Here is a 21,610-nt window from a genome sequence, read left to right as displayed (position 1 = left end):
CTTCATCACACCTCCTGTCTTATATCAATAAAATGTCCGTGAATAGCTGCTGCAGCTGCCATAGCGGGACTAACTAAGTGTGTTCGAGCTCCTTTTCCTTGCCGCCCTTCAAAATTCCGATTCGAAGTTGATGCACAATGTATCCCAGCAGGAACTTGATCTGGATTCATTCCTAAACACATGGAACATCCTGGCTCACGCCATTCAAAACCAGCTTTTTTAAAAATTTTATCCAACCCTATTTTTTCAGCTGCTCTTTTTACTTGTCTCGATCCCGGTACAACCAAGGCACGTATCTCCGCTTTCACTGTTTTTCCATCCACTAGTTTTGCGGCTTCTTTTAAGTCTGATAACCTTCCATTTGTACACGACCCTATAAACACGTAACCTAAAGGGATATCTTCTGCCTTTTGCCCTGGTTTTAACCCCATGTAATCGTACGCTCGTTCATGATTCATGGATTCACTTGCAGGAAAAGCAGTTCCAAAGGGCACGCCCATTTCTGGATTCGTTCCCCACGTCACGTAGGGTGCTAATTCACTCACATCTAGCTGTAGTAATGTATCAAAGTGTGCATCGGCATCAGTCGTTAACGTTTGCCAATCTGACACAGCTTTAGCAAAGTTTTTGGGTGCGTAGCTTCGACCTTCGAGGTAATCAAATGTGGTTTGATCTGGCGCCATCATCCCCATTTTTGCGCCACCTTCAATGGCCATATTGCAAATCGTCATGCGTTCTTCCATGGTCATTCCACGAACTGTTTCGCCAAAGTACTCTACTGCATACCCCGTTCCAAAAGCAACCCCGTATGTTGCGATTAAATGAAGAATGATATCCTTTGCATAGACGCCTTTAGCCAATTTCCCCGTAATTTCAATCCCCATTGATTTAGGTTTTTGCTGCCAAATTGCTTGCGTAGCCAACACATGTTCCACTTCACTACTTCCAATGCCAAAACCGATAGCACCAAAGGCTCCATGAGTTGCTGTATGGGAATCACCACACACGATTACCTTCCCTGGCTGTGTTAGACCCGTTTCTGGTCCAACCATATGCACAATCCCTTGATTTTCACTGCCGTTATCAGCCAACGTGATGCCAAATTCTCGACAATTATTTTGGAGGGCTTCAATTTGTTTCTTAGCAACTAAATCTTGGATATGATAAATATCCTCGGTTGGAACATTGTGATCCAATGTCCCATAAGTTTTATCTGGTCTTCTAACTCCTCGATTGGCCAAACGAAGACCTTCAAATCCTTGAGGAGACGTGACTTCATGAATTAAATGCAAATCAACATATAATAGTTGTGGCTCACCGATTTCTCCGTAAATCACATGTCGATCCCATAGCTTATCAAATAAGGTTTTCCCCATTAGTCGCTCCCTCCTTCACGAATTTTTTTACACAACTGTTTTGTAAAGTCAGTCGTTGTCGTACTTCCCCCTAAATCAGCTGTTAGATAACCGTTCCGCATAATTTGGTCCGCTGCTAGTTCAATTGCATTTGCTTCCTCATGTAACCCAAAGCTTTGTCGCAACATTAAGGCGACAGATAAAATCATCGACATGGGATTGGCACAATTCTTTCCTGCAATATCTGGGGCTGAACCGTGGATTGGCTCGTACAAAGAAGGGCCTGATACACTATGGCTCGCTGAAGGCAACATACCTAACGATCCTGTTAAAACCGAGGCTTCGTCACTTAAAATATCTCCAAATAAGTTTTCCGTTACCAACACATCAAATTCTGTAGGGCGTTGAATTAACAGCATGGAAGCAGCATCAACATATAAATGTTCCACCGTTACTTCTGGAAAATCAGTTCTTATTTCCTCCACCGTCTGACGCCATAATTTACTGGTGGCTAGTACGTTTGCCTTATCTACCGAAGTGATTTTTTTCCGTCTTGTCATCGCCAGTTCAAAAGCGTAGCGTACAATTCGATCAATCTCCTTTTTTGTATAGTGAAGCGTATCCACTGCATCAAATTCCCGAAGCTCCTTTGGCTCTCCAAAATACAAGCCCCCAGTTAATTCACGAACTACCACAAAGTCGCTTCCTGTCACTATTTCTGCTTTTAATGGCGACAAGTGAGCAACGCTGTTAGGAACTGTAATCGGGCGTAAATTTGCAAATAAGCGCAGTTCTTTTCGTAATCGCAACAGACCCATTTCTGGCGTATTTTCTGAATTTTGCCATTGTTCGCCACCAATTGCTCCTAATAAAATCGCATCTGCTTGCTGACAAGCGGTTACCGTTTCTGCTGGCAACGGATTTCCTTGTTCTTCAATGGCAATCCCTCCAAAGGGTTTTTCTTGAATTGTAAAACGGTGCTCAAATCGTTCGCCTATTTGGTTTAATACCTGCAAGCCACTCGCCATAAGCTCAGGACCAATACCGTCTCCTGACAAAGCTGTAATTTGGTATGCCACTAATTTATCCCCCTTTTTTCAGTTTGCTCTTTTACTTTGCTGCATGCTTGTAGATACGCTTTTGCGGATGCATTCAACACATCGAAATCAATACCTATTCCGTGATACAGCTCTCCATTTTGTGCTTTGACTGCAACGTGCACTTCTGCCTGCGCATCTTTCCCATTAGTGATTGACTGAATTCGATAGTCTGTCAATTCCACTTCTTGACCCAATAAACGGCTAATTGTATTATAGATTGCCTCAATGCTCCCAGATCCTGTAGCCGCATCTTCTAAGATGACCTTTTCATCGGTTACGATGGTTAAAACGGCTCCTTGAACGCCACCAGTAACGTACTGTAACTGCAAATGAGTCAGCTCGTATTTAGCTGATTTTTCTACTTCTTGACTCAGCACAAGAGCGTGAAGATCCTCTTCTGTAATGTTCTTTTTCATGTCGGCTAATTGTTTAAAGCGCTGAAAAGCTCCTTTTGCTTCGGATTTTTCTAAGTGATAACCAAGTTCTGCCAAACGCGTTAAGAATGCATGTCGGCCGGATAGTTTTCCAAGAGACAAGCTATTCTTTTCTACGCCTACTAGAGAAGGTGTGATAATTTCATAGGTGTCAGGATTTTTCAAAACACCATCTTGATGGATTCCTGACTCATGCGCATACGCATTCCCTCCAACTACAGCTTTATTTTTAGGTACCATCATGCCGGATAAACGACTAACCAACTCACTGGTTCGTTTGGTTTCATTTAAAACAATCGTCGAGTCAGCTTGATAGTAGTCCTTTCGAATATGCAATGCTACAGCGACTTCTTCTAAAGAGGTATTGCCTGCACGTTCTCCAATTCCATTGACAGTTCCCTCGACACGCCTTGCACCATTTTCAATTGCGGCAAGCGCATTGGCAACAGACATTCCTAAATCATCATGACAGTGGGTTGAAAAAATCACCTCATCAAATTGAAGAATCTGCTCTTTTAAATGACGAAAAAGAGCGCCAAATTCAGTCGGATTGGTATAGCCTACTGTATCAGGAATATTAATAATCGTAGCCCCTGCATCAATTGCCGTTTGAACTGCTTGGACTAAAAAGCCCCATTCCGTTCGAGTGGCATCTTCTGGAGAAAACTGTACAACTTCAAAACGCTCTTTTGCATAGCGAACGTGCTCTTGAATCGTTTCTAAAACTTCTGTTTGAGTCATTTTCAACTTATATTTTAAATGAATGTCACTGGTAGCTATAAAGATATGTATTTGTGAAGAAAAAGCTTCTTTAAGAGCTTCGTAGGCACAATCAATATCTTCCTTGACGCAACGAGCTAGTCCACAAACAGTCGCTTTTTTTAAAGCTCTAGCAATTGCTTGTACAGATTCAAAATCACCTTTTGAAGCAATTGGGAATCCTGCTTCAATCACATTTACGCCCCATTTTTCAAGTTGTTTTGCAATTTGAACTTTTTCGTTTTGGTCAAAATGAACACCTGGCGTTTGTTCGCCATCTCGCAAAGTCGTATCAAAAAATTGAATCTCTGTCATTTCCAATTCCTCCTCCGTTGTTTTTATAAAGGAGCACCCTTCTTCCTTAATTGAAAGAAAGGTGCTGCTATTTAGTTTAATTTTTTGGATTTACAAAAGGCATCATTTCACGTAATGTTGCCCCCACTGCTTCAATCTGATGACCCTTTTGTTTTTCACGCATCGCTTTAAATTCAGGAAATCCATTGGCGTTATCTGCTGTAAAGGCTTTTGCAAACGTTCCATTTTGAATATCTGCCAATACCTCTCCCATTGCTGTTTTCGCATCCTCCGTCACTACACGAGGGCCTGATACATAATCCCCGTATTCAGCCGTATTGGAAATCGAATGGCGCATCTTACCCATTCCACCTTCATACATCAAATCAACAATTAATTTCATCTCATGTAACACTTCAAAATAAGCTACTTCTGGTTGATAACCTGCCTCCACTAGTGTTTCAAAACCCGCTTGAATTAAACGCGTCACTCCGCCACAAAGAACGGCTTGTTCACCAAATAAATCCGTTTCAGTTTCTTCCTTAAAGGTGGTTTCTAAAACACCTGCTCTTGTTGCCCCAATTCCTTTTGCATAGGACAATGCTAAGTCACGTGCATTTCCGGTGGCATCTTGATAAACTGCAAACAATGCTGGAACAGCTGCTCCTTCTACAAAAGTTCGACGTACTAAATGTCCTGGACCTTTTGGTGCTACTAAGAAAACATCTACATCTGCTGGCGGTTCAATAACATCAAAATGAATATTAAAACCATGAGCAAAGACTAGCGCATCTCCTGCTTTTAAATTCGGTTTGATTTCAGCTTCATAAACACTTCCTTGATTTTCATCTGGTAATAAAATCATCACTACGTCACTTTGCTTCGTTGCTTCGGCAACTGAAAGCACCTCAAATCCATCTGCTCTCGCTTTATCTGCGGAATCCCCTTCGCGAATGCCAATTACAACTTCATGACCTGTATCTTGTAAATTTTGAGCATGAGCATGTCCTTGCGAACCGTATCCAATCACTGCAATTTTTTTACCTGTTAACGCATCTGTTGCTACTGAATTTTCATAATATATTTTTGCCATTTTTTGTACCTCCAAGTTTTTTAGTTTATTGGGTAGTGCTATAATTCCTGATTATTTTTAGGACTTCGTGTAAAACCAGCAACACCTGTTCGTGCAATTTGTTCAATACCGTAAGGAGTAATTAGTTCAATGAAGGCTTCTATTTTTTCACTTGTTCCTGCTAATTGAATGACGATGTTTTCTGTTCCAACATCAATCACGGTTCCACGGAAGGGTTCCATCAATGCGTTGATTTCAGCACGTTTTTTGAGTGGAGCGGTCACTTTCAATAAAACCAATTCCCGCTCGACATGAGAACAATCCGTAATATCTTTGACCTTTAAAACATCAATTTGTTTCTTAAGTTGTTGAACCACTTGTCTAGCATCTTCCTCCGTTGGAATCGCTGCGACAATGGTGATTCTTGAAATACCTGCTTCAATCGTTTTTCCAACAGCGATGCTTAATACATTGTATTGCCTTCTAGCAAATACACCTGTAAAGCGATTCATCACTCCGGTCATATCTTTAACTGTAGCTGTAATCAATCGTCGCATTTACTCCACTCCTTCCATACAATGATTGGGTTGACCTGCTGCTACCATTGGCAAAACCAACTCGTTGCTGTCTACAATAATATCGATGACCGCAGGACCCGTTTCATTAAAGATAGCCTTCAAATCTGCTTCTAAGGTTGTGGGGGCCGTTAGCTGAATTCCTTTAATACCATAGGCATCTGCTAGTTTTACAAAATTGGGTTGACTATTAAATATCGAATGAGAAAAGCGTTCGCCATGAAATTTTTCTTGCCATTGTTTCACCATTCCTAAAACGCCATTGTTTAAAATAATAAATTTAACATTTAACTGATAGTCGTTTAAAATAGCCAGTTCTTGATTGGTCATTTGAAACCCTCCATCGCCTACAAAGCAGACGACTAATTTTTCTGGATAGGCAAACTGTGCGCCAATTGCAGCTGGAATTCCAAAACCCATCGTTCCTAATCCACCACTTGTGACCAATTGATAACGTTCTTTAAATGGATAAAATTGTGCAACCCACATTTGATGTTGCCCTACATCAGTTGTAACAATTGCTTCACCATTTGTTATTTCTCCAATTAATTCAATCGCTTTTTGAGGTTTGATAATCTCAGTCGAATCTGTGTATTTATAAGGATAGTTTGTTTTTCTTAATTGACTTGTTCGAAGCCATTCTGCTTGAGGAAAAAGTGGTTCCTTCTGCATCGTTAGCAATTGAGTTAGGACTTCTTGACAATCACCATGAATCGGAACATCTGTCTGAATGACTTTTCCCAGTTCAGCTGGATCAATATCAACATGAACAATTGCAGCATTAGGTGCAAATTCAGTTGGCTTCGTTGCTAAACGATCGTCAAAACGGGCCCCAAAATTAAGCAACACATCGCATTCAGACAACGCCATATTAGCTGCATAAGAACCATGCATACCGCCCATTCCTAAAAATAATAGATCGTTATGGGGGATACTTCCTAGTCCTAATAAACTTGTTAAAACAGGGATTTGATGATACTGACTAAACTCTTGCAACGCCTCTACTGCTCCACTATGATGTATGCCCGCTCCAGCTAAAATCAAAGGTTTCTTCGCTTTTTTTAACAACTGGAACACTCGGCTTAGTTGATCCTCGTTAAAAGTAGATTCTGGATGATAACCTGGCAACTCTATGTCAATGGGATGAACGTTGGCTGTTGTTAAGATTCCAATATCCTTAGGAATGTCGATGACTACCGGACCTTTGCGACCGGTTGAAGCGATATAAAAAGCTTCATTGACAATTCTTGGCAATTCTTTTACATCGCGAATTTGATAGTTGTATTTAGTAATTGGTGTAGTTAAGCCGATCATATCTGCTTCTTGAAAGGCATCTTTTCCAATTCCCGGCTGATGAACTTGCCCTGTAAAGACAACTAAAGGAATCGAATCGCTCATTGCATCTGCAATTCCTGTCAAAGCATTCGTCGCTCCCGGACCACTCGTAACTACCACCACTCCAGGCTTTCCAGTTACACGTGCATAGCCTTCTGCTGCATGAACTGCGCCTTGCTCATGTCTGGTTAGGATATGGGGAATGTTACTTTTATAAAATTCATCGTAGAGAGGCAAAACGGCTCCGCCAGGATAACCAAAAATCAAATCTACGTGTTGGTTTTCTAAGGCCTCTACTAAAAGTTTTGCGCCACTTTTCATTGCTTGTTTATTCGATTCCATCGGATTCACCTCTCATTTAATCTAATAAGTCATCTGGAATTTTTAATACCCCACCGGTATGAGCAGAAGTGACTAAAGCCGTATATCTTGCTAAATAGCCGGTTTTTACTTTTGCCTTAAACTTTGGTACTCGTTTTTTCCGTTGCTCTAGCTCTTCATCTGAAACCGCCATATCAATTTTTCGTTGAACTAAATCAATGGTAATTTCATCGCCATCTTCAATTAAACTAATTGGTCCACCTGCTGCTGCTTCTGGCGAGATATGTCCCACCGCAATTCCTCTTGTTGCTCCTGAAAAACGACCATCTGTAATGAGAGCTACCTCTTTTCCTAAACCACGCCCAACAATAGATGAGGTAGGCGCCAACATTTCAGGCATTCCAGGACCGCCCTTTGGTCCTTCATAACGAATCACCACTACATGTCCTCGTGTAACGCGGTGATCGTCAATAGCTGCCACTGCTTCATCATGAGTGGAAAAACAAATGGCTTTTCCCTTAAAAACTTTGATAGAAGGATCAACGCCACCTACCTTGATAGTTGCGCCTTTTGGAGCAATATTGCCAAATAGCATGGACAAACCGCCAACTGGGCTGTAAGGATTTTCCTTTGGATGAATAACCTCCGTATTTAAAATCTTAGCGTTCGCTGCATTTTCTCGAAGTGTTTTTCCTGTTACTGTTATTCGATCGGGATGAATAGCCGTTTCTAAATCAATTAGCTCTTTGATAATCGCAGGTACGCCACCCGCTTCATGGACATCGTGCATTGAATAAGCAGAAGAGGGAGCAATTTTGGATAAATAAGGAACACGAGCTGCGATTTCATTGATTCGCTCTAGTTCATAGTCGATTTCTGCTTCATTGGCTAAGGCTAATGTGTGTAAAACAGTGTTAGTTGAGCCTCCCATTGCCATGTCTAAAGCAAAGGCGTCATCAATGGCATCTTTTGTAATGATGTCTCTCGGTTTGATATTATTTTTCACTAAATCCATCAAATGAAAAGCTGATTGCCTCACCAACTCACGACGCTCATCTGAAATGGCTAAGGCTGTTCCGTTAAAAGGGACTGCCATTCCAAGAATTTCCATCAGACAATTCATTGAATTAGCCGTAAACATTCCCGCACAAGAGCCACAGGTTGGACAAGCATTTGCCTCCATATCTAGAAATTCTTCTTTCGACATTTTGCCTTCTTTAAAGGTTCCTACCGCTTCAAAGACAGAAGAGAGTGTCAATGCTTTACCAGTTGCAGAAAGTCCTGCTTTCATGGGACCTCCTGAACAAAAAATAGCGGGTACATTCGTTCGAACAGCTGCTAATAGCATACCTGGCGTAATCTTGTCACAGTTTGGTATGTAAAAGACGCCGTCAAACCAATGGGCATTAATAACTGTTTCTGCAGCATCGGCAATAATTTCACGGCTTGGTAAGGAGTAACGCATCCCAATATGTCCCATCGCAATTCCGTCGTCTACTCCAATCGTATTAAATTCAAAAGGAATTCCTCCAGCTTCACGAATGGCTTCCTTTGCCAAATCTGCTAGTTCTCTTAGATGAACGTGACCTGGAACAATATCAATATAAGAATTACAAATTGCAATGAACGGTTTGTCCATATCCCCCGAACTTCTTATTTGACCTGTTGCATGCAATAAACTTCTTGCTGGAGCTTGTTCTACTCCTTTTTTGATCGTATCACTACGCATCCTTATCACTCCTTTTCTTTAAAATAAAAAAAGCATCCCTATACAATAAAGTAGGGATGCTTTTAGCGAAGAATCCCGTTTAGCAATCACAAACAGGACTCAAACTACTGATTTTTCAGTGTTCAAAGCCCTTCTAAAGTAATAAAATTGTAATGACTGAATGGAACATTGGCGTTTTTTGGTTAGCTTTAGTTGTTTGAGTCATCATCATTGTATTCTCCTTTTCGTTTGGGTTCTCCATTTATTTTTTAATTTATTTTTAATCTAATTCTTATTTACTAATCTAATTCTAATCTCATGGGATGTCAAGTATTATTTTTTAATTTCCAGACTATTTTTTAATAAAATAACATCAAAAAAAATTGAAGACACGCTAAAAATTCAACTATAAAACAAAATAAAAAGACCCAAGAAACCGGTATACTGATAGTTTCTTAAGTCTACTAAATCAATTAATTATTTTTCCACAACTCTTCTGTATTTATAATAACATGATCTGAATTTCTAACTGTATCTTTTCTGGTAGGGTTGTTTGGGAAACTTGCATTTCCATCAAACTCAATAATTTCTGTTGTATCATTGCCTTTAATAAATTGAGTGTAGCTTCCGCCAGTACCACTGATATTCGTAACATGAAAGGTTAGTTTATTTCCTGCAGTTTCAATATCTACTTCTCTCTTCAACCAACTGTTTAGCCAGCCTCATTTTCTTCAACAAATGCTTTTGTCCGCCACCCTCATGGCCATTGTAAGGATAACAAGTCATCGTTTTTTTTGATTGAATTCGATTGTAGGAAGCAAAATAATTTTTCGCAGGACAAACAGGGTCTTTCAATGCTACTGAGGCATAAACGGGGCAGGTAATCCATTCCGCTAAATTCATAGTATCAAAATAAGTTTGGACATCTAGCACAGCCGTTTCATTTTCTGGATTCATACGCAAATAGTCCGCAATGGCTTTGAAACTTCCTGTTTCTTCTTGAATACGTGTGGCTATATCTGAACTGCTAGGAACATCTGGAAAGGAAGCAAAAATTCGTTCTTTGCCTAGTGCAGCTGTGGCCATTACTAAGGCACCTCCTTGACTTGCTCCAGTAAGGCTGATGAACTTATTGTCAATTTCAGGCAAAGCTTCTGCTGCTTCGACACACCGTAACGCATCCGCGAAGAGTCTTCGTTGGTAATAAACTTCTCGATTGAGTAATCCATGAGTAATTGGCATTGGTAGTAATGGAACTGGGTATGGATGCGCATCTCCTGTTAACCCACCTTGTCCGCGAACATCCATGACAATAGTTGCAAATCCTAATGACGCCCAATGTAAATGGCCAATCGGCTCTCCAACAACTGATAAATACCCTAAATAGTCAATCATGCAAGGAACTTTCCCTTGTCGATTTTTGGGTAAAAGATACCATCCATTTAACACTTCTCCAAATAACCCTGTGAATTGAATGGAAAAAATCTCAATCGAGTCACTCGGGTATTCATAGGGGGTTAATTTTAAAGCCAGTTTTTCTGAAGCTAGTTCTTTTAAGGTTCGTTTCCAAAATTCTTCAAAATCCGGTTTGCGGGTCATTTCGGGTAAATAGTTTTCAAAAACCATTAATCTTGCACTCCTTCCACCGATTCCCCTCGAATCAAGGTTGTGTAAATTCGCTCACTTTTTGCAGGAGTACCCTCAAGCAACGCTAATATTTTTTCTGCCGCAACCGCGCCCCATTTGTACATCGAATAATCAACAGTAGCCAGTCTAGGCTGGATATAACGACTGACCTCCGAATGATCAAAACCAATAATTCGAATATCCTTCCCAATTTCTAGGTCGGTTTTTGCTAAATAATCATACATCCCGATGGCCATTTCGTCATTTAAACAAAAAACAGCGACGTTTTTTTCATTTTTTTCCGCAATCTTTTTAGCTGCCCGCATTCCAGATTCTTTTGTAAAGTTTCCTTCCAGCACCTCGTACTCAATATGTTCAAAGCGTTCCAGTTCTTGCTTGGCAATCGCTAACCGAATATTGCTGTCATATGTGTGGTCAGGTCCCGTTACAATATAGGTTTTCGTTGGACTTTGCGCTAACAAATAATCTAAAGCTAACGTCGTTCCTGCTTGATTATCTAACAAGACATGACAGACTTTTTCTGATTCTAGTTCGCGATCCAATACAACGATATTCAGCTCTCGCTCAGCATATTTTTCGATTTCAGCTGTTGGAAAAGTAGCATCTAAAATAATGGCTCCATCAATTAATTTTTCTGGTAAAAATAAATGGGACTTTGTTCCGGAACACACAATCATATCGTAACCGTGTCTCCCAAGAGTTTTAGTTACGCCTTCAAGGAGCGATCCATAAAATGAGCCTCCATAATTCGTTAAATAAACACCAATCAAATTCGTTTGTTGCCTTTTCAATGTCCGCCCTGCCATATTTGGAATGTAGTTCATCTCATCGGCAATTTTCATAATACGTGACCGTGTTTCTTCTTTTACTTTTGGACTATTGTTCAACGCATAGGAAACCGTTGAAATAGAGACTCCCGCTTGATTTGCAATGTCTTTAATTCCAACCAATTGTCATCCCTCCTTTAATTGTTCTAATTGTGTAACGATTTTTTTAAAGAAAATAAGTTGAAGTTGTGCTGTAACAGAAAAACCAAACAAGGTGACAAAGTAGAATGTCTGACGATAAAACACCGGCAAAATCACTAATAAGACAAGGCCGACTAAGAACATCATCATCACGTAAGGTAAAAAGCGAAACACAATCAACAGCGCATTTTTCATTGTTTCTTTCACACTATTTTTAAACTGACTTTGTAAGGCATAGGGTACGATAAAATAGAGAGCTAAAACTGAACCGATAATTGCCATCGGTAACGTAAAGACTGGAAATGAACGAATGACGTAGGCTGTTACACCAACATAAGGTAAAATCATCACTAAATGAATGCCCCACAACAAACTGCTTTGTTTAAAATTTTCTCGAAAAGCTTTAAAAAACTCCTTGGCAATGGCCAAATGGTCATCCTTATTCGAGCGATAAATCACACTAAATAGCGCTGTTATCGCCGCACCAATAGTAAAAATTGGGAGACACGCAAGGATAAACAAGACATTTAGAATTGCTAAGTTCGCGATTCGATTTAATAAGGTAAACAGCGGGCCATTTAATTTAAAGATATCATTCATGGTCAGTTTCCTTTCCTAGTTGAAAGAAGCCAAAAAGACGATTCTTTTTGGCTTCTCCCCTACTCTTAGTCTTTCGTTTCAAGTTTTTCTTTGTTTTCTTTCATTTTTTCATTTCTTACTTTTTCAATCTTATCCCAGTTGTTTTCTTTCAGGAATGTTTTGTAGTCTGCTAATTTTTTATCAAATCCTGCATCATCTTTTGAGCGAATCATTCCAACTAACGCTGTGCTCCATTTCGTTTTAATGCCGTCAAAGCTTCTAGCTTCTGGAGTACCCGCATCAGGATTGGTATTTTCGATAATGAAATGAGGTTTTAGTTTTCCCTTGCCCCACTCTTGCATTTGATTCACAGAAGCATCTGTTGAACCAACACCTAACGCATTGTTGCGGTCGTGGTTAAAGTATAAGAATTCGCTGATACGATATTTCTCACTATATTCAACTGGATTGTCTTCTTTTAGTTTTAATACTTCTGGTAAAAATTCAATTTTTCCGTCTTGGTTGTATTGATACGTTTCGCCTTCAACACCGTAACGAGTTAAAATTTGTCCTTTTTTATCTAATAAATAGGTGAATAATTGGATTGCTTTAGCAGGATCTTTAGCGTCTTTTGTAATATAGTTTACTAACCAACCAGAAATACCTGTTTGATTTAATGTAGGCTCATTGCCAAGTGTGCTCTTTGGTCCGTCAATCGCCATATACGCATTGCCTTTGTTGTTATTTGAGAAGGTTTGTAGTTGTGGCACAAGTCCACTGGTTCCATTGATAAATAAAGTTGCATACTTACCAGACTTGATTTTTTCATCAAAAGTTGGGCCATCATCAGCGAAGCTATCATCACTAATATTACCATCACGATAGACTTTATTCAATGTCTTCACCCAGCTTAGATAGTCTTTATCTAGGTTACGATCATAGAATTTTCCGTCTTTTTCTAGCGGTACACCTAACCAATCTTGTAAGGGTTCACCTAGCGAACCTGTGGTATCTCCTAATGGGCTAAATCCAAATGGTGTTAACTCTGGATATTTTTCTTTGATTTGGTTCATCACATTTTCAAATTCTGCTTGTGTCGCAACACTTGGTTTGCCTAATGCTTCATAGATATCTTGACGAATGATGAAATTGGTATTTACTGGAATCACACCACTATCATAGTCTTCTTGCGTGTTTGAGTAGTTTGGATAGCCGTATGTTTTCCCATCATCTAATTGATACCACTTGAAGGTTTGGTCATAGGTTACTGATTTGAAATAAGGATCGTATTTTTTAGCCAAATCATCTAATGGGTATGCCCATGTATTGGCTTTTTTTGCAGCTGAAGAGGTTGGATCAAATAACGTTACAATATCGGGCATATCGCCACCAGAAAACATCGTGTTTAATTTCGTATCATCACCTGTAATGAATTTAACGTCAATATTCAAGTCTTTTTTAATTTGCGCAGTCGTTACGTCATCTCCAAAAGGAATCGTTTTCCAATCAGAGTTTAAATACCAAGTAAGGGTTGTCGGCTCTTCCTTCTTATCTAATTCCCACGCTGGTTTCGTTTTGTCTAGCTTATAACGATCAGCAATCGAGAAATCTTTGCCTCCATCATTTTCTGCATTTTTCCCGCCGCACGCTCCTAATACTACTGCTGTCAATGCTACTAACGATACCCCTACTGCCAAACTTTTCATCTTAACCATTTTTATTGCCTCCTTTTATTCTTTAACTGCTCCAACCATCATTCCAGAAATAAAGTATTTTTGAAGTAATGGGTAAATAATCAAAATCGGAATGGTTGTAATCACAATCGTGGCGAGTTGTACACCCCTTGTAGTGGTTTCAACAATTGCACTTGCGCCCATATTGTCCATTCCCTGCATTTGAGACTGAACAATAATTTCATAGATTTTCATTTGTAAGGGATACAAGGCCTTATCGGTAATAAACATTTTCGTTGTCATAAAGTCATTCCATTGTGCTACCCCACTAAACAAGGTAATCGTTGCTAAAGCGGGTTTTGATAATGGTAAAAAGATTCTAAAAAAGACGGTCCAATCGTTTGCGCCATCTATCCTAGCTGATTCTTCCAGCGATACAGGAACTTCTCTGAAAAAATTCATTAATATAATCACGTCATAATAACTTAACAGACTCGGAATAATATACACCCAAAAGCTATTTAATAATCCTAATGAACGAATCAATAAATAGTAAGGAATCATGCCGCCTCCAAAGTAAAGCGTGATCACGCCAAACGTTGTATAAAAGCCACGTCCTACCAAACGCTTTTTACTTAAGGCATAAGCCATAATTGAACAAAATAAAACATGAGTTAATGCGCCTAAAACGGTTTTAGAAACAGAGATAAAGAACGCATTTAAAATCGAACCATCACTTAAAACACGCTTATAATTATCAAAGGTTAATTCTTTAGGCCATAACATCAAACCACCATCTGCCAATGCCTTTCCTGAACTAACAGAAGAGACAATTACATTCCAAATTGGAATAATAATGATTAGCGTAAAGAGAACAAGTAAAATCGTATTAATCAAATAGAAAGAACGACTTTCCTTCATTTGAGATTTCTTTTTAATGAGTGCCATCATGTAGCTCCTTTCTAGAAGATTACCGATTGGTTATCATTCATTTTTTTCGTTGCTTGATTTGCTACAAATAATAAAATAACTGATACAACTGAAATTCCTAATCCAACTGCGGTAGCATAAGAGAAATCGCCTTGCGCCAACCCCATTCGGTAAACATAGGAATTAATTACTTCTGATTTTGCTTGGTTTTGCGAGTTCATTAAAACTAATGTTTGATCTAAATTCGACCCTAGTAGACCGCTTACATTTAAAATTAAATTTAACGAAATAATAGGTTTTAACATTGGAATTGTAATGTACCAAATTTGTTTTAATTTATTTGCCCCATCCATTCGAGCCGCTTCATAAAAAGTCGGATCAATTCGAGACATTGTCGCCAAATAAAGAATTGTTCCCCATCCGGCTTCCTTCCAAATATCAGATAAAACCGCAATCCACCAATATTTATCGGCATCTAGCAAATAATTTGGCCCAGCTCCTGGTTCAATCATTCCAACGCCCTCTAAGACTTGATTCAATAGACCACTTGTTGACAGCCAACTAATCAGCATCCCACCAAGAATAATCCAAGATAAGAAATGGGGTAAGTAGGAAACGGTTTGAACAACACGTTTAAAAGGACCACTTTTCACTTCAAAAATCATAATCGCTAAAACAATGGGAATAAAAAAGCCACACAATAATTTCAATAAACTAATGCCTAGCGTATTCACCACTGATTCCCAAAAAAATTGGTCATTCATAATAATGCGGAAATTCTCTAATCCAACCCACGGTGCATCTTTAATTGTATCAACAACTGTATAGCTCTTAAACGCAATTATCAGTCCGTAAATAGGAATATAAGTAAAAATAAACATAAAAGCAATGCCTGGAAGAACCATGGATTGCAATTGCCACTGTGATATAAATGTTTTCAATCGATCTTTAAATTTTTTTCTAGATTTTCGAACGAAAGTTGGACTCCCTCCAGTATTTTGCAATTTTCATACTTCCTTTCTTAAAAAACCTTTTATCGAAACGTTTCTATAAATTATTCTAACACGATAAGTAACCGCTTGCAATCTTTTTATTTTTAAGAACGCAACTTATTAAATAAATCCATTAAAAACCATATAAACATTGAAAAATCAGCAATAAAAACATAATAATCTCTTATACTTAATTTGCTATTCTAATCTAATTTCATCAAATTTTTAAACAAAAATTAAGTGAAACGTTTAACTTGATACAATTTAAAATGAGCTCCTATATAAAAATGAATTTTATATAGGAGACTCTTTTAAATTATTACCTTGTTTTCATGGAGACAATCACTTGAATCGGACCCGTCGTATTCTTCACAATTTCCTGCATTTGATTCCCTTCAATTTTAAACCCACCTGTACGATAAGGATTTAACGTTCGTTTAAATGGAACCGATTGCTGATTAATAACAACACTATCCTCCGCTTCATGCCATCGATAAATCACCTTAAGCGGCATCGACAAGTAGGCAAAGTCAACCTTCACTTCCCCTAACTCGATGGGAAGCATAGGGTCTAAAATCAACGCTTGCTTTTCTACTTGAATCCCGATGAGATGAGTGAAAAATTGGTTCAAATAAATGCCTGGTCCACTAGAATAAATTCGCCATCCGCCTTTTACAAGACGATCTCCAGTTTTTAATTCAGAAAAATGAGTTGCTGCTTCATAGCGTGTATCAAACTTGCCATCAGAGCTGCTAAAGTATGCATTGCTTTGTCTGATTTCCGCATTTGCAACATAGTCCGTCAATAAAATAGGATTGATTGTTGAGAGCGCCTGCCACATTTTTTGACCTTCTCCAACTTTTGCTAAGGCTTCTGAATAACGAATATGCGCATGAACGTATTGCAACCCTATTTCTCGACCAAAGTTTGCAGCTTGTTCCGCACGTTTAAAGTATTGACTAACACCACCTTGGTAAGTCGCCGGTTGACTCATCAAATGAACACCATCTGGGAACAATAGATTGTCTTCAATTAGCGCCATATGGTGACGCATCTCTGTTGGAGTCAATAATTCACTAATCATACTTCTTGTCATTGGCAACAAACGATAATCAATCTGTGTTTTTTGATCCGTTGGATGCACAATGTAATCAAAACTTTCACCCTCTTTTAACACAAATCCAGGTAACGTTTGATCTTGTAGCATGTATTTTCGGTAATCTTTTTCGACATTTTGGGCCAGTTCCAGTAACTCTTTTGACCATTCTGGGTTTACTTTTTCTATTCCTGTTGCAAATGTTTTTAATGCTTGGTACGTCAACGCTACCGTCCACGTACTTGCCATATCTTCCTTCAAGCGACTATCGTAAGGCTGTAAGGTATCATCCCAATCGCCATCGCCATAACAAGATAGATACGTTCCCGGTAGAAAATGTGATGTAATATACGCCAATTCTTTTGCAATATGCTCCTTCACACTTTCCTTAAAGTCCGTTGCTTTTTTATCCTTGCGTGACATGTATGGAACTTCTACTTCCAAAATCGAAACATCCCCAGTTGCTACCAAGTAATCGCCAATTACTTTTAACGGCCAGACAATAATATCCCCGTGACTTTCATCTGCCATTACTTCCTCATAACGATCAAACATAAACCATTGAGGCCAGTTGCCATCCTCAACAAATTGATGTGCAAAAATCATCGTTAAAATTTCCCTTACCACATCAAAACGTTGCGTTGCCATAAAGAATTCGATTGGACCTTGACAGACGTCCCTTGTTCCCCAAGCGGCTCCACCAAACTGTTCCAACCCATGTGGAACCAAGTAGTGAATTAACATATTGTGGGTATACCACCAAACAATGGTATTGTATCGCTCTATTTCAGTGTTTGGCGTCTCTGATGTCAAATTAAAATGACGATGCAAATCTGCTAAATAAAGACGATACGCTTCTGTCGCTTCATTAAAAGACTCTGGTGAAACAGCGGTTAACTCACCTTCTAGGCTAGCTGAAATCGTAATACTAAGCTCGCTCACCTGTTCAAATAATAAACTTGTCACTGGAATCTGCACTTCTGCAAGCTCTTCTTCAAACCAAAAATCACTGGCAATCCATTTAGCGGTTCCATCACTTTCCCATTCCATTCGATACGTTAGATTCGGATATTTTTGATAAGCTAACGTTGCTTGATTAGGTTTTGCAATTAACTGATTTTCTGTAGCATTCACCTTTATATCAGGCGCATTATCAGTTGCGGTATCATTGACAATAATTTCTTGTGTTACAAGCACTTGATACTTTTTCCCTTGCTTAGAATGAACGGTTAGTGCAACTTCTGACTGAGTCGTTTTTGTATAAACTGTAATGGTAATTAAATCATCCACTAGTTGATAATGCCACCGGGCATAATTAAAGCCCATTTCATACGCAGAAGGAATCGCCAGTAATTGATAGCACCCATCTACTAGTAAATAAATACGTTGTCCGCTTGTTTTGAAGGTATTCAACGGATTTCTGGTGTTTGAAATAAAACGATTCATAAATGTATTGCCTGCCACAATTTGCGACTGAAAGACCCCGTACATATAAGAAGTAGTCGTTAACGTCTCTTCTTTTGCATCAACACTCTTACCACTCATTAAAATGTGTCCATTTGGTCGTTCCATTTCCAATTCTTTATTTGCAAGCACCACATGTTCATTAGACTCTGTAAAAAAGGAACTGATTTGGCCTGCTAAGAATTCTTCTAACTTTCTAGCGGGGAAAAGTTGGTCTAATTGCCCATTACTTAGCTCTTTTCCATTCAAAATTCCACTAATTTGAGAATTTTTAGTCGCTTTTTCAATTGGAACAAAACTCCCTTTAGTTTGCTGAATTTCTTGATATTTCTCTAAAATAAGTGCTTTATTTTCAATCGTTTCGATCTTTAAAGGATGATCCTCTAGTATCATGCCGTAAAAATTAACCTTTTGTTGCTGAAGCAAGACGATTGGGTTCGTTTGTAGCGCCACGTATGCAAACTCATATTGATACACACGATCTTCCAATTGTTCTTTTGCTAAAATAGCAGGAACATTCGTCCCTTTATAGCTTTTCCCAAAAAATTGAAACCCATCTGTTGAAAAATGCGCAGCTCCCGTTAAAGAACCTTGCTGTAGGTATGGATTTTGACCATTTTGAACTTGATTTTGCCTAGAAGCCACTACCACACCCAAATCATCAGATAACACACGGTGGTCAACGTATTGCGAAACATAAGCCTCGTTTGCCAGTAACGAATCAGGTGTAGCTAAGCCTATATCTTGTCCATAAACAACATCAACAACATGCCCGCTTCCTGAAAGCAAAATATCCCAAAACCAAATTCCAGCATCCGTCAATGAAAAAACGACTTCATAAGCAATATCTAAAATTGTGCCTTGCCATTTCAACTGATTTTCCCCAACGGACATGTGTCCTTTGGCAGCTCCTCCAATTAATGGAAAAGCTTGAATGGCTGTAAGATCATCTAAAATACGAAGGTAAATCCCATTCATTGATCCATCAATGACATTTCCTTTTACTTGATTTAACTGAATTCCTTGGTGCTTCACTTGATATAAATCCCCAGTTGGCAAAAAATTAAAAGTCGTTTTGCCATTTTTCAACACTCTATTTTCCACTACTTACACCTCAATTTTTTACTGTTATCGTTTTCGCTAGTACTTCTGAACTATTGCTTCCCACCATTACTACAAATTCACCAGCATCTGCTTTCTTTTCTAAGTTCACATGGATATATGCCAGTTCCTCTACTGAAATTTCCCATGTTACCAGCTTACTTTCACCTGCTGGAACAATGCATGTTTCAAAGCCTTTTAATTCCTTCATTGGACGAACAACTTCTCCGACAATGTCTCGGACATACCATTGAACCGTTTCCGTTACCGGTTGATTGCTATTGTTTTGAAGTGTGACACTTGCACTGATTTTGCCATCTAGCCCAATCGTTTCTTCTTGAATCACTAAATCTTGATAACTTACCTTATCGTAGCTTAAACCGTAACCAAAAGGATACAACGGTTCATTTGAAACATCTAAATATTTCGATACATATTTGTTATCAGCATCATTCGCATCAATGGGACGTCCCGTATTAAAATGATTGTAATAAACTGGAATTTGTCCAACATTTCGAGGGAAACTCATTGTCAATCTACCTGTTGGCGCGGTTTCACCAAATAAAATTTCCGTAACAGCTTGAGCTCCTTTGGTTCCCGGGAACCACGCCTCGACTAATCCATCAGATAACTCCGCTACTTCTGTCAAATCAAGTGGTCGGCCATTAAATGTCACTACAACAATTGGTTTTCCATGGATTTTCAGCTCACGTAACAACGTCAATTGAGCGGTTGGCAACTGAATATTTGTACGACTACTTGCCTCGCCACTCATATCAGCTGTTTCACCTAAGAAGAGGATTATTTTATCTGTTTTTTCTGCAGCTTTATGAGCAGCTGTTAACTCCTCATCCGTCAGCTCCCAAATGCCTGAAGTTGCAACAAATTCAATGGATTCCTTACGCTTGCTTGCCACTTCTTTAATGGTTTCGGTTTCGCTTGGATTCCCTTTCCAACTCCAGTTCCCTAAAAGATCATGATACTCTACAAAAGGTCCGACAAACGCTACTTTTTCTTGTTTTTGAAGAGGGAGTACATTCTGTTTATTTTCCAGTAAGACAATAGATTCTCTAGCTGCTTGTAGCGCAATCTCTTGATGTTCTTTACTAAAAACAAGAGCAGCTTCTTGCTCTTCATTTGCTCCACGATAGGGGTTTTCAAATAACCCTAAATCATTTTTCAGCTCTAAAATTCGTAAAACAGCCTCATCAATTAAATCCGTCGAAATTTTGCCTTCTGTTACTAATTCTTTTAAGAAATGTTGGTAACAAAATGCCATCATTTCAATATCAACACCTGCTTTAAGTGATAATGCGGCGGCTTCTTTTTCATTTGCTGCCACGCCATGTGCGACAACTTCTTTAGTTGCTGCCCAATCAGAAATTAAGACACCTTTAAAGCCAAATTCTTTACGTAAAATATCACGATTTAAATAGCGGTTAGCTGTCGCTGGAATGCCATCTACAGTATTAAAGGCTGTCATTACTAATTTACACCCTGCCTCAAGCGCTGCTTGATAAGCTGGCAAGTAGGACTCTCTTAACTGACGATCTGACATGTTAACGGTATTGTACTCACGCCCGCCTTCTGGTGCACCATACGCAGCAAAATGTTTGACACACGCCGCGATTGTTAATGGGTCATTAGCCAAGTCACCTTGATATCCTTCAACAAAGGCTTTCGCATACAATTGATTCAAGTAAGGATCTTCTCCCGTACTCTCCATGACACGTCCCCAACGTGGATCTCGAACTAAATCAACCATTGGTGAAAAAGTAACATGTAATCCTGAAACAGCTGATTCAACTGCTGCCACCTGTGCGGTTTTCTTAACTAATTTTGGATTCCAACTTGAAGCTAAGCCTAACGGAATTGGGAAAATTGTCCGATAACCATGAACAATATCTGCCATAAATAGCAATGGAATTTGCAGGCGATTTTTCGATAAATATTTTGACTGCGCTTCCATTGTTGCCTTTGCTCCAGACAATCCTAAAACAGATCCCGCCTCATAGACACTTTTTTCAGTTAATCCTACTTCGGTCATTGGTCCTGTAATTTCTGCTTCTTCTTCTGTATAAAAATTTCCTGTTAATTGTTGTAATTGTCCAATCTTCTCTTCTAATGATAACTGCGCCACTAAGTTTACTAATTCTGTTTGCTTCAAAAAAGTCATCTCCTTATTTTATCGAAACGTTTCGATTGAG

16 protein-coding genes are annotated in these 21,610 nt (G+C 39.0%); all 16 read right to left on the bottom strand.

What is annotated here, in order from left to right:
• Window positions 1-5 precede the first annotated feature (5 nt).
• Window positions 6-1,376 carry a 3-isopropylmalate dehydratase large subunit gene (leuC, locus tag BR52_RS11440; RefSeq protein ID WP_034572902.1) on the bottom strand — a complete coding sequence of 457 codons (1,371 nt, stop codon included), beginning with the start codon at window positions 1,374-1,376 and terminating at the stop codon, window positions 6-8.
• Window positions 1,376-2,434, bottom strand: coding sequence for a 3-isopropylmalate dehydrogenase (leuB, locus tag BR52_RS11435; protein ID WP_034572900.1), 1,059 nt, complete (start codon window positions 2,432-2,434; stop codon window positions 1,376-1,378). Before leuB ends, leuC begins: the two co-directional genes overlap by 1 nt.
• The gene (locus tag BR52_RS11430; RefSeq protein ID WP_034572898.1) at window positions 2,434-3,963 is read right to left on the bottom strand and encodes a 2-isopropylmalate synthase; all 1,530 of its coding nucleotides are present in this window, start codon (window positions 3,961-3,963) and stop codon (window positions 2,434-2,436) included. The genes leuB and BR52_RS11430 overlap by 1 nt, the downstream gene beginning before the upstream one ends.
• Before the next feature lie 76 nt (window positions 3,964-4,039).
• Entirely contained in the window at window positions 4,040-5,077 is a 1,038-nt protein-coding gene (ilvC, locus tag BR52_RS11425) for a ketol-acid reductoisomerase (protein WP_301969959.1), read from the bottom strand.
• Window positions 5,074-5,571 (bottom strand): acetolactate synthase small subunit, encoded by a 498-nt coding sequence (gene ilvN / locus BR52_RS11420; RefSeq protein ID WP_034572894.1) that lies wholly within the window; start codon window positions 5,569-5,571, stop codon window positions 5,074-5,076. The genes ilvC and ilvN overlap by 4 nt, the downstream gene beginning before the upstream one ends.
• Window positions 5,572-7,266: a biosynthetic-type acetolactate synthase large subunit gene (ilvB, locus tag BR52_RS11415; RefSeq protein ID WP_034572892.1), complete on the bottom strand. Its 1,695-nt coding sequence runs from the start codon at window positions 7,264-7,266 to the stop codon at window positions 5,572-5,574.
• A 16-nt stretch (window positions 7,267-7,282) separates the two neighbouring features.
• Complete coding sequence (ilvD, locus tag BR52_RS11410; protein ID WP_034572890.1) at window positions 7,283-8,974, bottom strand: dihydroxy-acid dehydratase; 1,692 nt, start codon at window positions 8,972-8,974, stop codon at window positions 7,283-7,285.
• Between the two features lie 452 nt (window positions 8,975-9,426).
• Entirely contained in the window at window positions 9,427-9,657 is a 231-nt protein-coding gene (locus BR52_RS11405) for a hypothetical protein (protein WP_034572888.1), read from the bottom strand.
• A complete protein-coding gene (locus BR52_RS11400; RefSeq protein ID WP_034572886.1) occupies window positions 9,635-10,579 on the bottom strand; it encodes an acetylxylan esterase in 945 nt (314 codons plus the stop codon). The genes BR52_RS11405 and BR52_RS11400 overlap by 23 nt, the downstream gene beginning before the upstream one ends.
• Window positions 10,579-11,550 (bottom strand): LacI family DNA-binding transcriptional regulator, encoded by a 972-nt coding sequence (locus BR52_RS11395; protein WP_034572884.1) that lies wholly within the window; start codon window positions 11,548-11,550, stop codon window positions 10,579-10,581. Before BR52_RS11395 ends, BR52_RS11400 begins: the two co-directional genes overlap by 1 nt.
• Before the next feature lie 3 nt (window positions 11,551-11,553).
• Window positions 11,554-12,168, bottom strand: coding sequence for a DUF624 domain-containing protein (locus tag BR52_RS11390; protein WP_034572882.1), 615 nt, complete (start codon window positions 12,166-12,168; stop codon window positions 11,554-11,556).
• A 65-nt stretch (window positions 12,169-12,233) separates the two neighbouring features.
• Window positions 12,234-13,853, bottom strand: coding sequence for a type 2 periplasmic-binding domain-containing protein (locus BR52_RS11385; RefSeq protein ID WP_034573904.1), 1,620 nt, complete (start codon window positions 13,851-13,853; stop codon window positions 12,234-12,236).
• A 24-nt stretch (window positions 13,854-13,877) separates the two neighbouring features.
• Window positions 13,878-14,768, bottom strand: a complete 891-nt coding sequence (locus BR52_RS11380) for a carbohydrate ABC transporter permease (RefSeq protein ID WP_034572880.1) — start codon at window positions 14,766-14,768, stop codon at window positions 13,878-13,880.
• A 14-nt stretch (window positions 14,769-14,782) separates the two neighbouring features.
• Window positions 14,783-15,655: an ABC transporter permease gene (locus BR52_RS11375; RefSeq protein ID WP_051915752.1), complete on the bottom strand. Its 873-nt coding sequence runs from the start codon at window positions 15,653-15,655 to the stop codon at window positions 14,783-14,785.
• Between the two features lie 406 nt (window positions 15,656-16,061).
• A complete protein-coding gene (locus tag BR52_RS11370; protein ID WP_034572878.1) occupies window positions 16,062-19,406 on the bottom strand; it encodes a GH36-type glycosyl hydrolase domain-containing protein in 3,345 nt (1,114 codons plus the stop codon).
• A 10-nt stretch (window positions 19,407-19,416) separates the two neighbouring features.
• Window positions 19,417-21,570, bottom strand: coding sequence for a glycoside hydrolase family 3 N-terminal domain-containing protein (locus BR52_RS11365; protein ID WP_034572876.1), 2,154 nt, complete (start codon window positions 21,568-21,570; stop codon window positions 19,417-19,419).
• Window positions 21,571-21,610 lie beyond the last annotated feature (40 nt).

Source organism: Carnobacterium divergens DSM 20623 (assembly GCF_000744255.1).
In the GTDB taxonomy this organism is placed as follows: domain Bacteria; phylum Bacillota; class Bacilli; order Lactobacillales; family Carnobacteriaceae; genus Carnobacterium; species Carnobacterium divergens.
This window is presented reverse-complemented; position numbering and strand designations above follow the sequence as displayed.

What these genes read in the sequence shown, in the direction of transcription:
- BR52_RS11375 (WP_051915752.1), bottom strand. Translation starts at nt 15,655, where the DNA reads ATGGTTCTTCCAGGCATTGCTTTTATGTTTATTTTTACTTATATTCCT.
- ilvN (WP_034572894.1), bottom strand. Translation starts at nt 5,571, where the DNA reads ATGCGACGATTGATTACAGCTACAGTTAAAGATATGACCGGAGTGATG.
- BR52_RS11390 (WP_034572882.1), bottom strand. Translation starts at nt 12,168, where the DNA reads ATGAATGATATCTTTAAATTAAATGGCCCGCTGTTTACCTTATTAAAT.
- ilvB (WP_034572892.1), bottom strand. Translation starts at nt 7,266, where the DNA reads ATGGAATCGAATAAACAAGCAATGAAAAGTGGCGCAAAACTTTTAGTA.
- ilvD (WP_034572890.1), bottom strand. Translation starts at nt 8,974, where the DNA reads ATGCGTAGTGATACGATCAAAAAAGGAGTAGAACAAGCTCCAGCAAGA.
- BR52_RS11380 (WP_034572880.1), bottom strand. Translation starts at nt 14,768, where the DNA reads ATGGCACTCATTAAAAAGAAATCTCAAATGAAGGAAAGTCGTTCTTTC.
- BR52_RS11400 (WP_034572886.1), bottom strand. Translation starts at nt 10,579, where the DNA reads ATGGTTTTTGAAAACTATTTACCCGAAATGACCCGCAAACCGGATTTT.
- leuC (WP_034572902.1), bottom strand. Translation starts at nt 1,376, where the DNA reads ATGGGGAAAACCTTATTTGATAAGCTATGGGATCGACATGTGATTTAC.
- BR52_RS11385 (WP_034573904.1), bottom strand. Translation starts at nt 13,853, where the DNA reads ATGAAAAGTTTGGCAGTAGGGGTATCGTTAGTAGCATTGACAGCAGTA.
- BR52_RS11430 (WP_034572898.1), bottom strand. Translation starts at nt 3,963, where the DNA reads ATGACAGAGATTCAATTTTTTGATACGACTTTGCGAGATGGCGAACAA.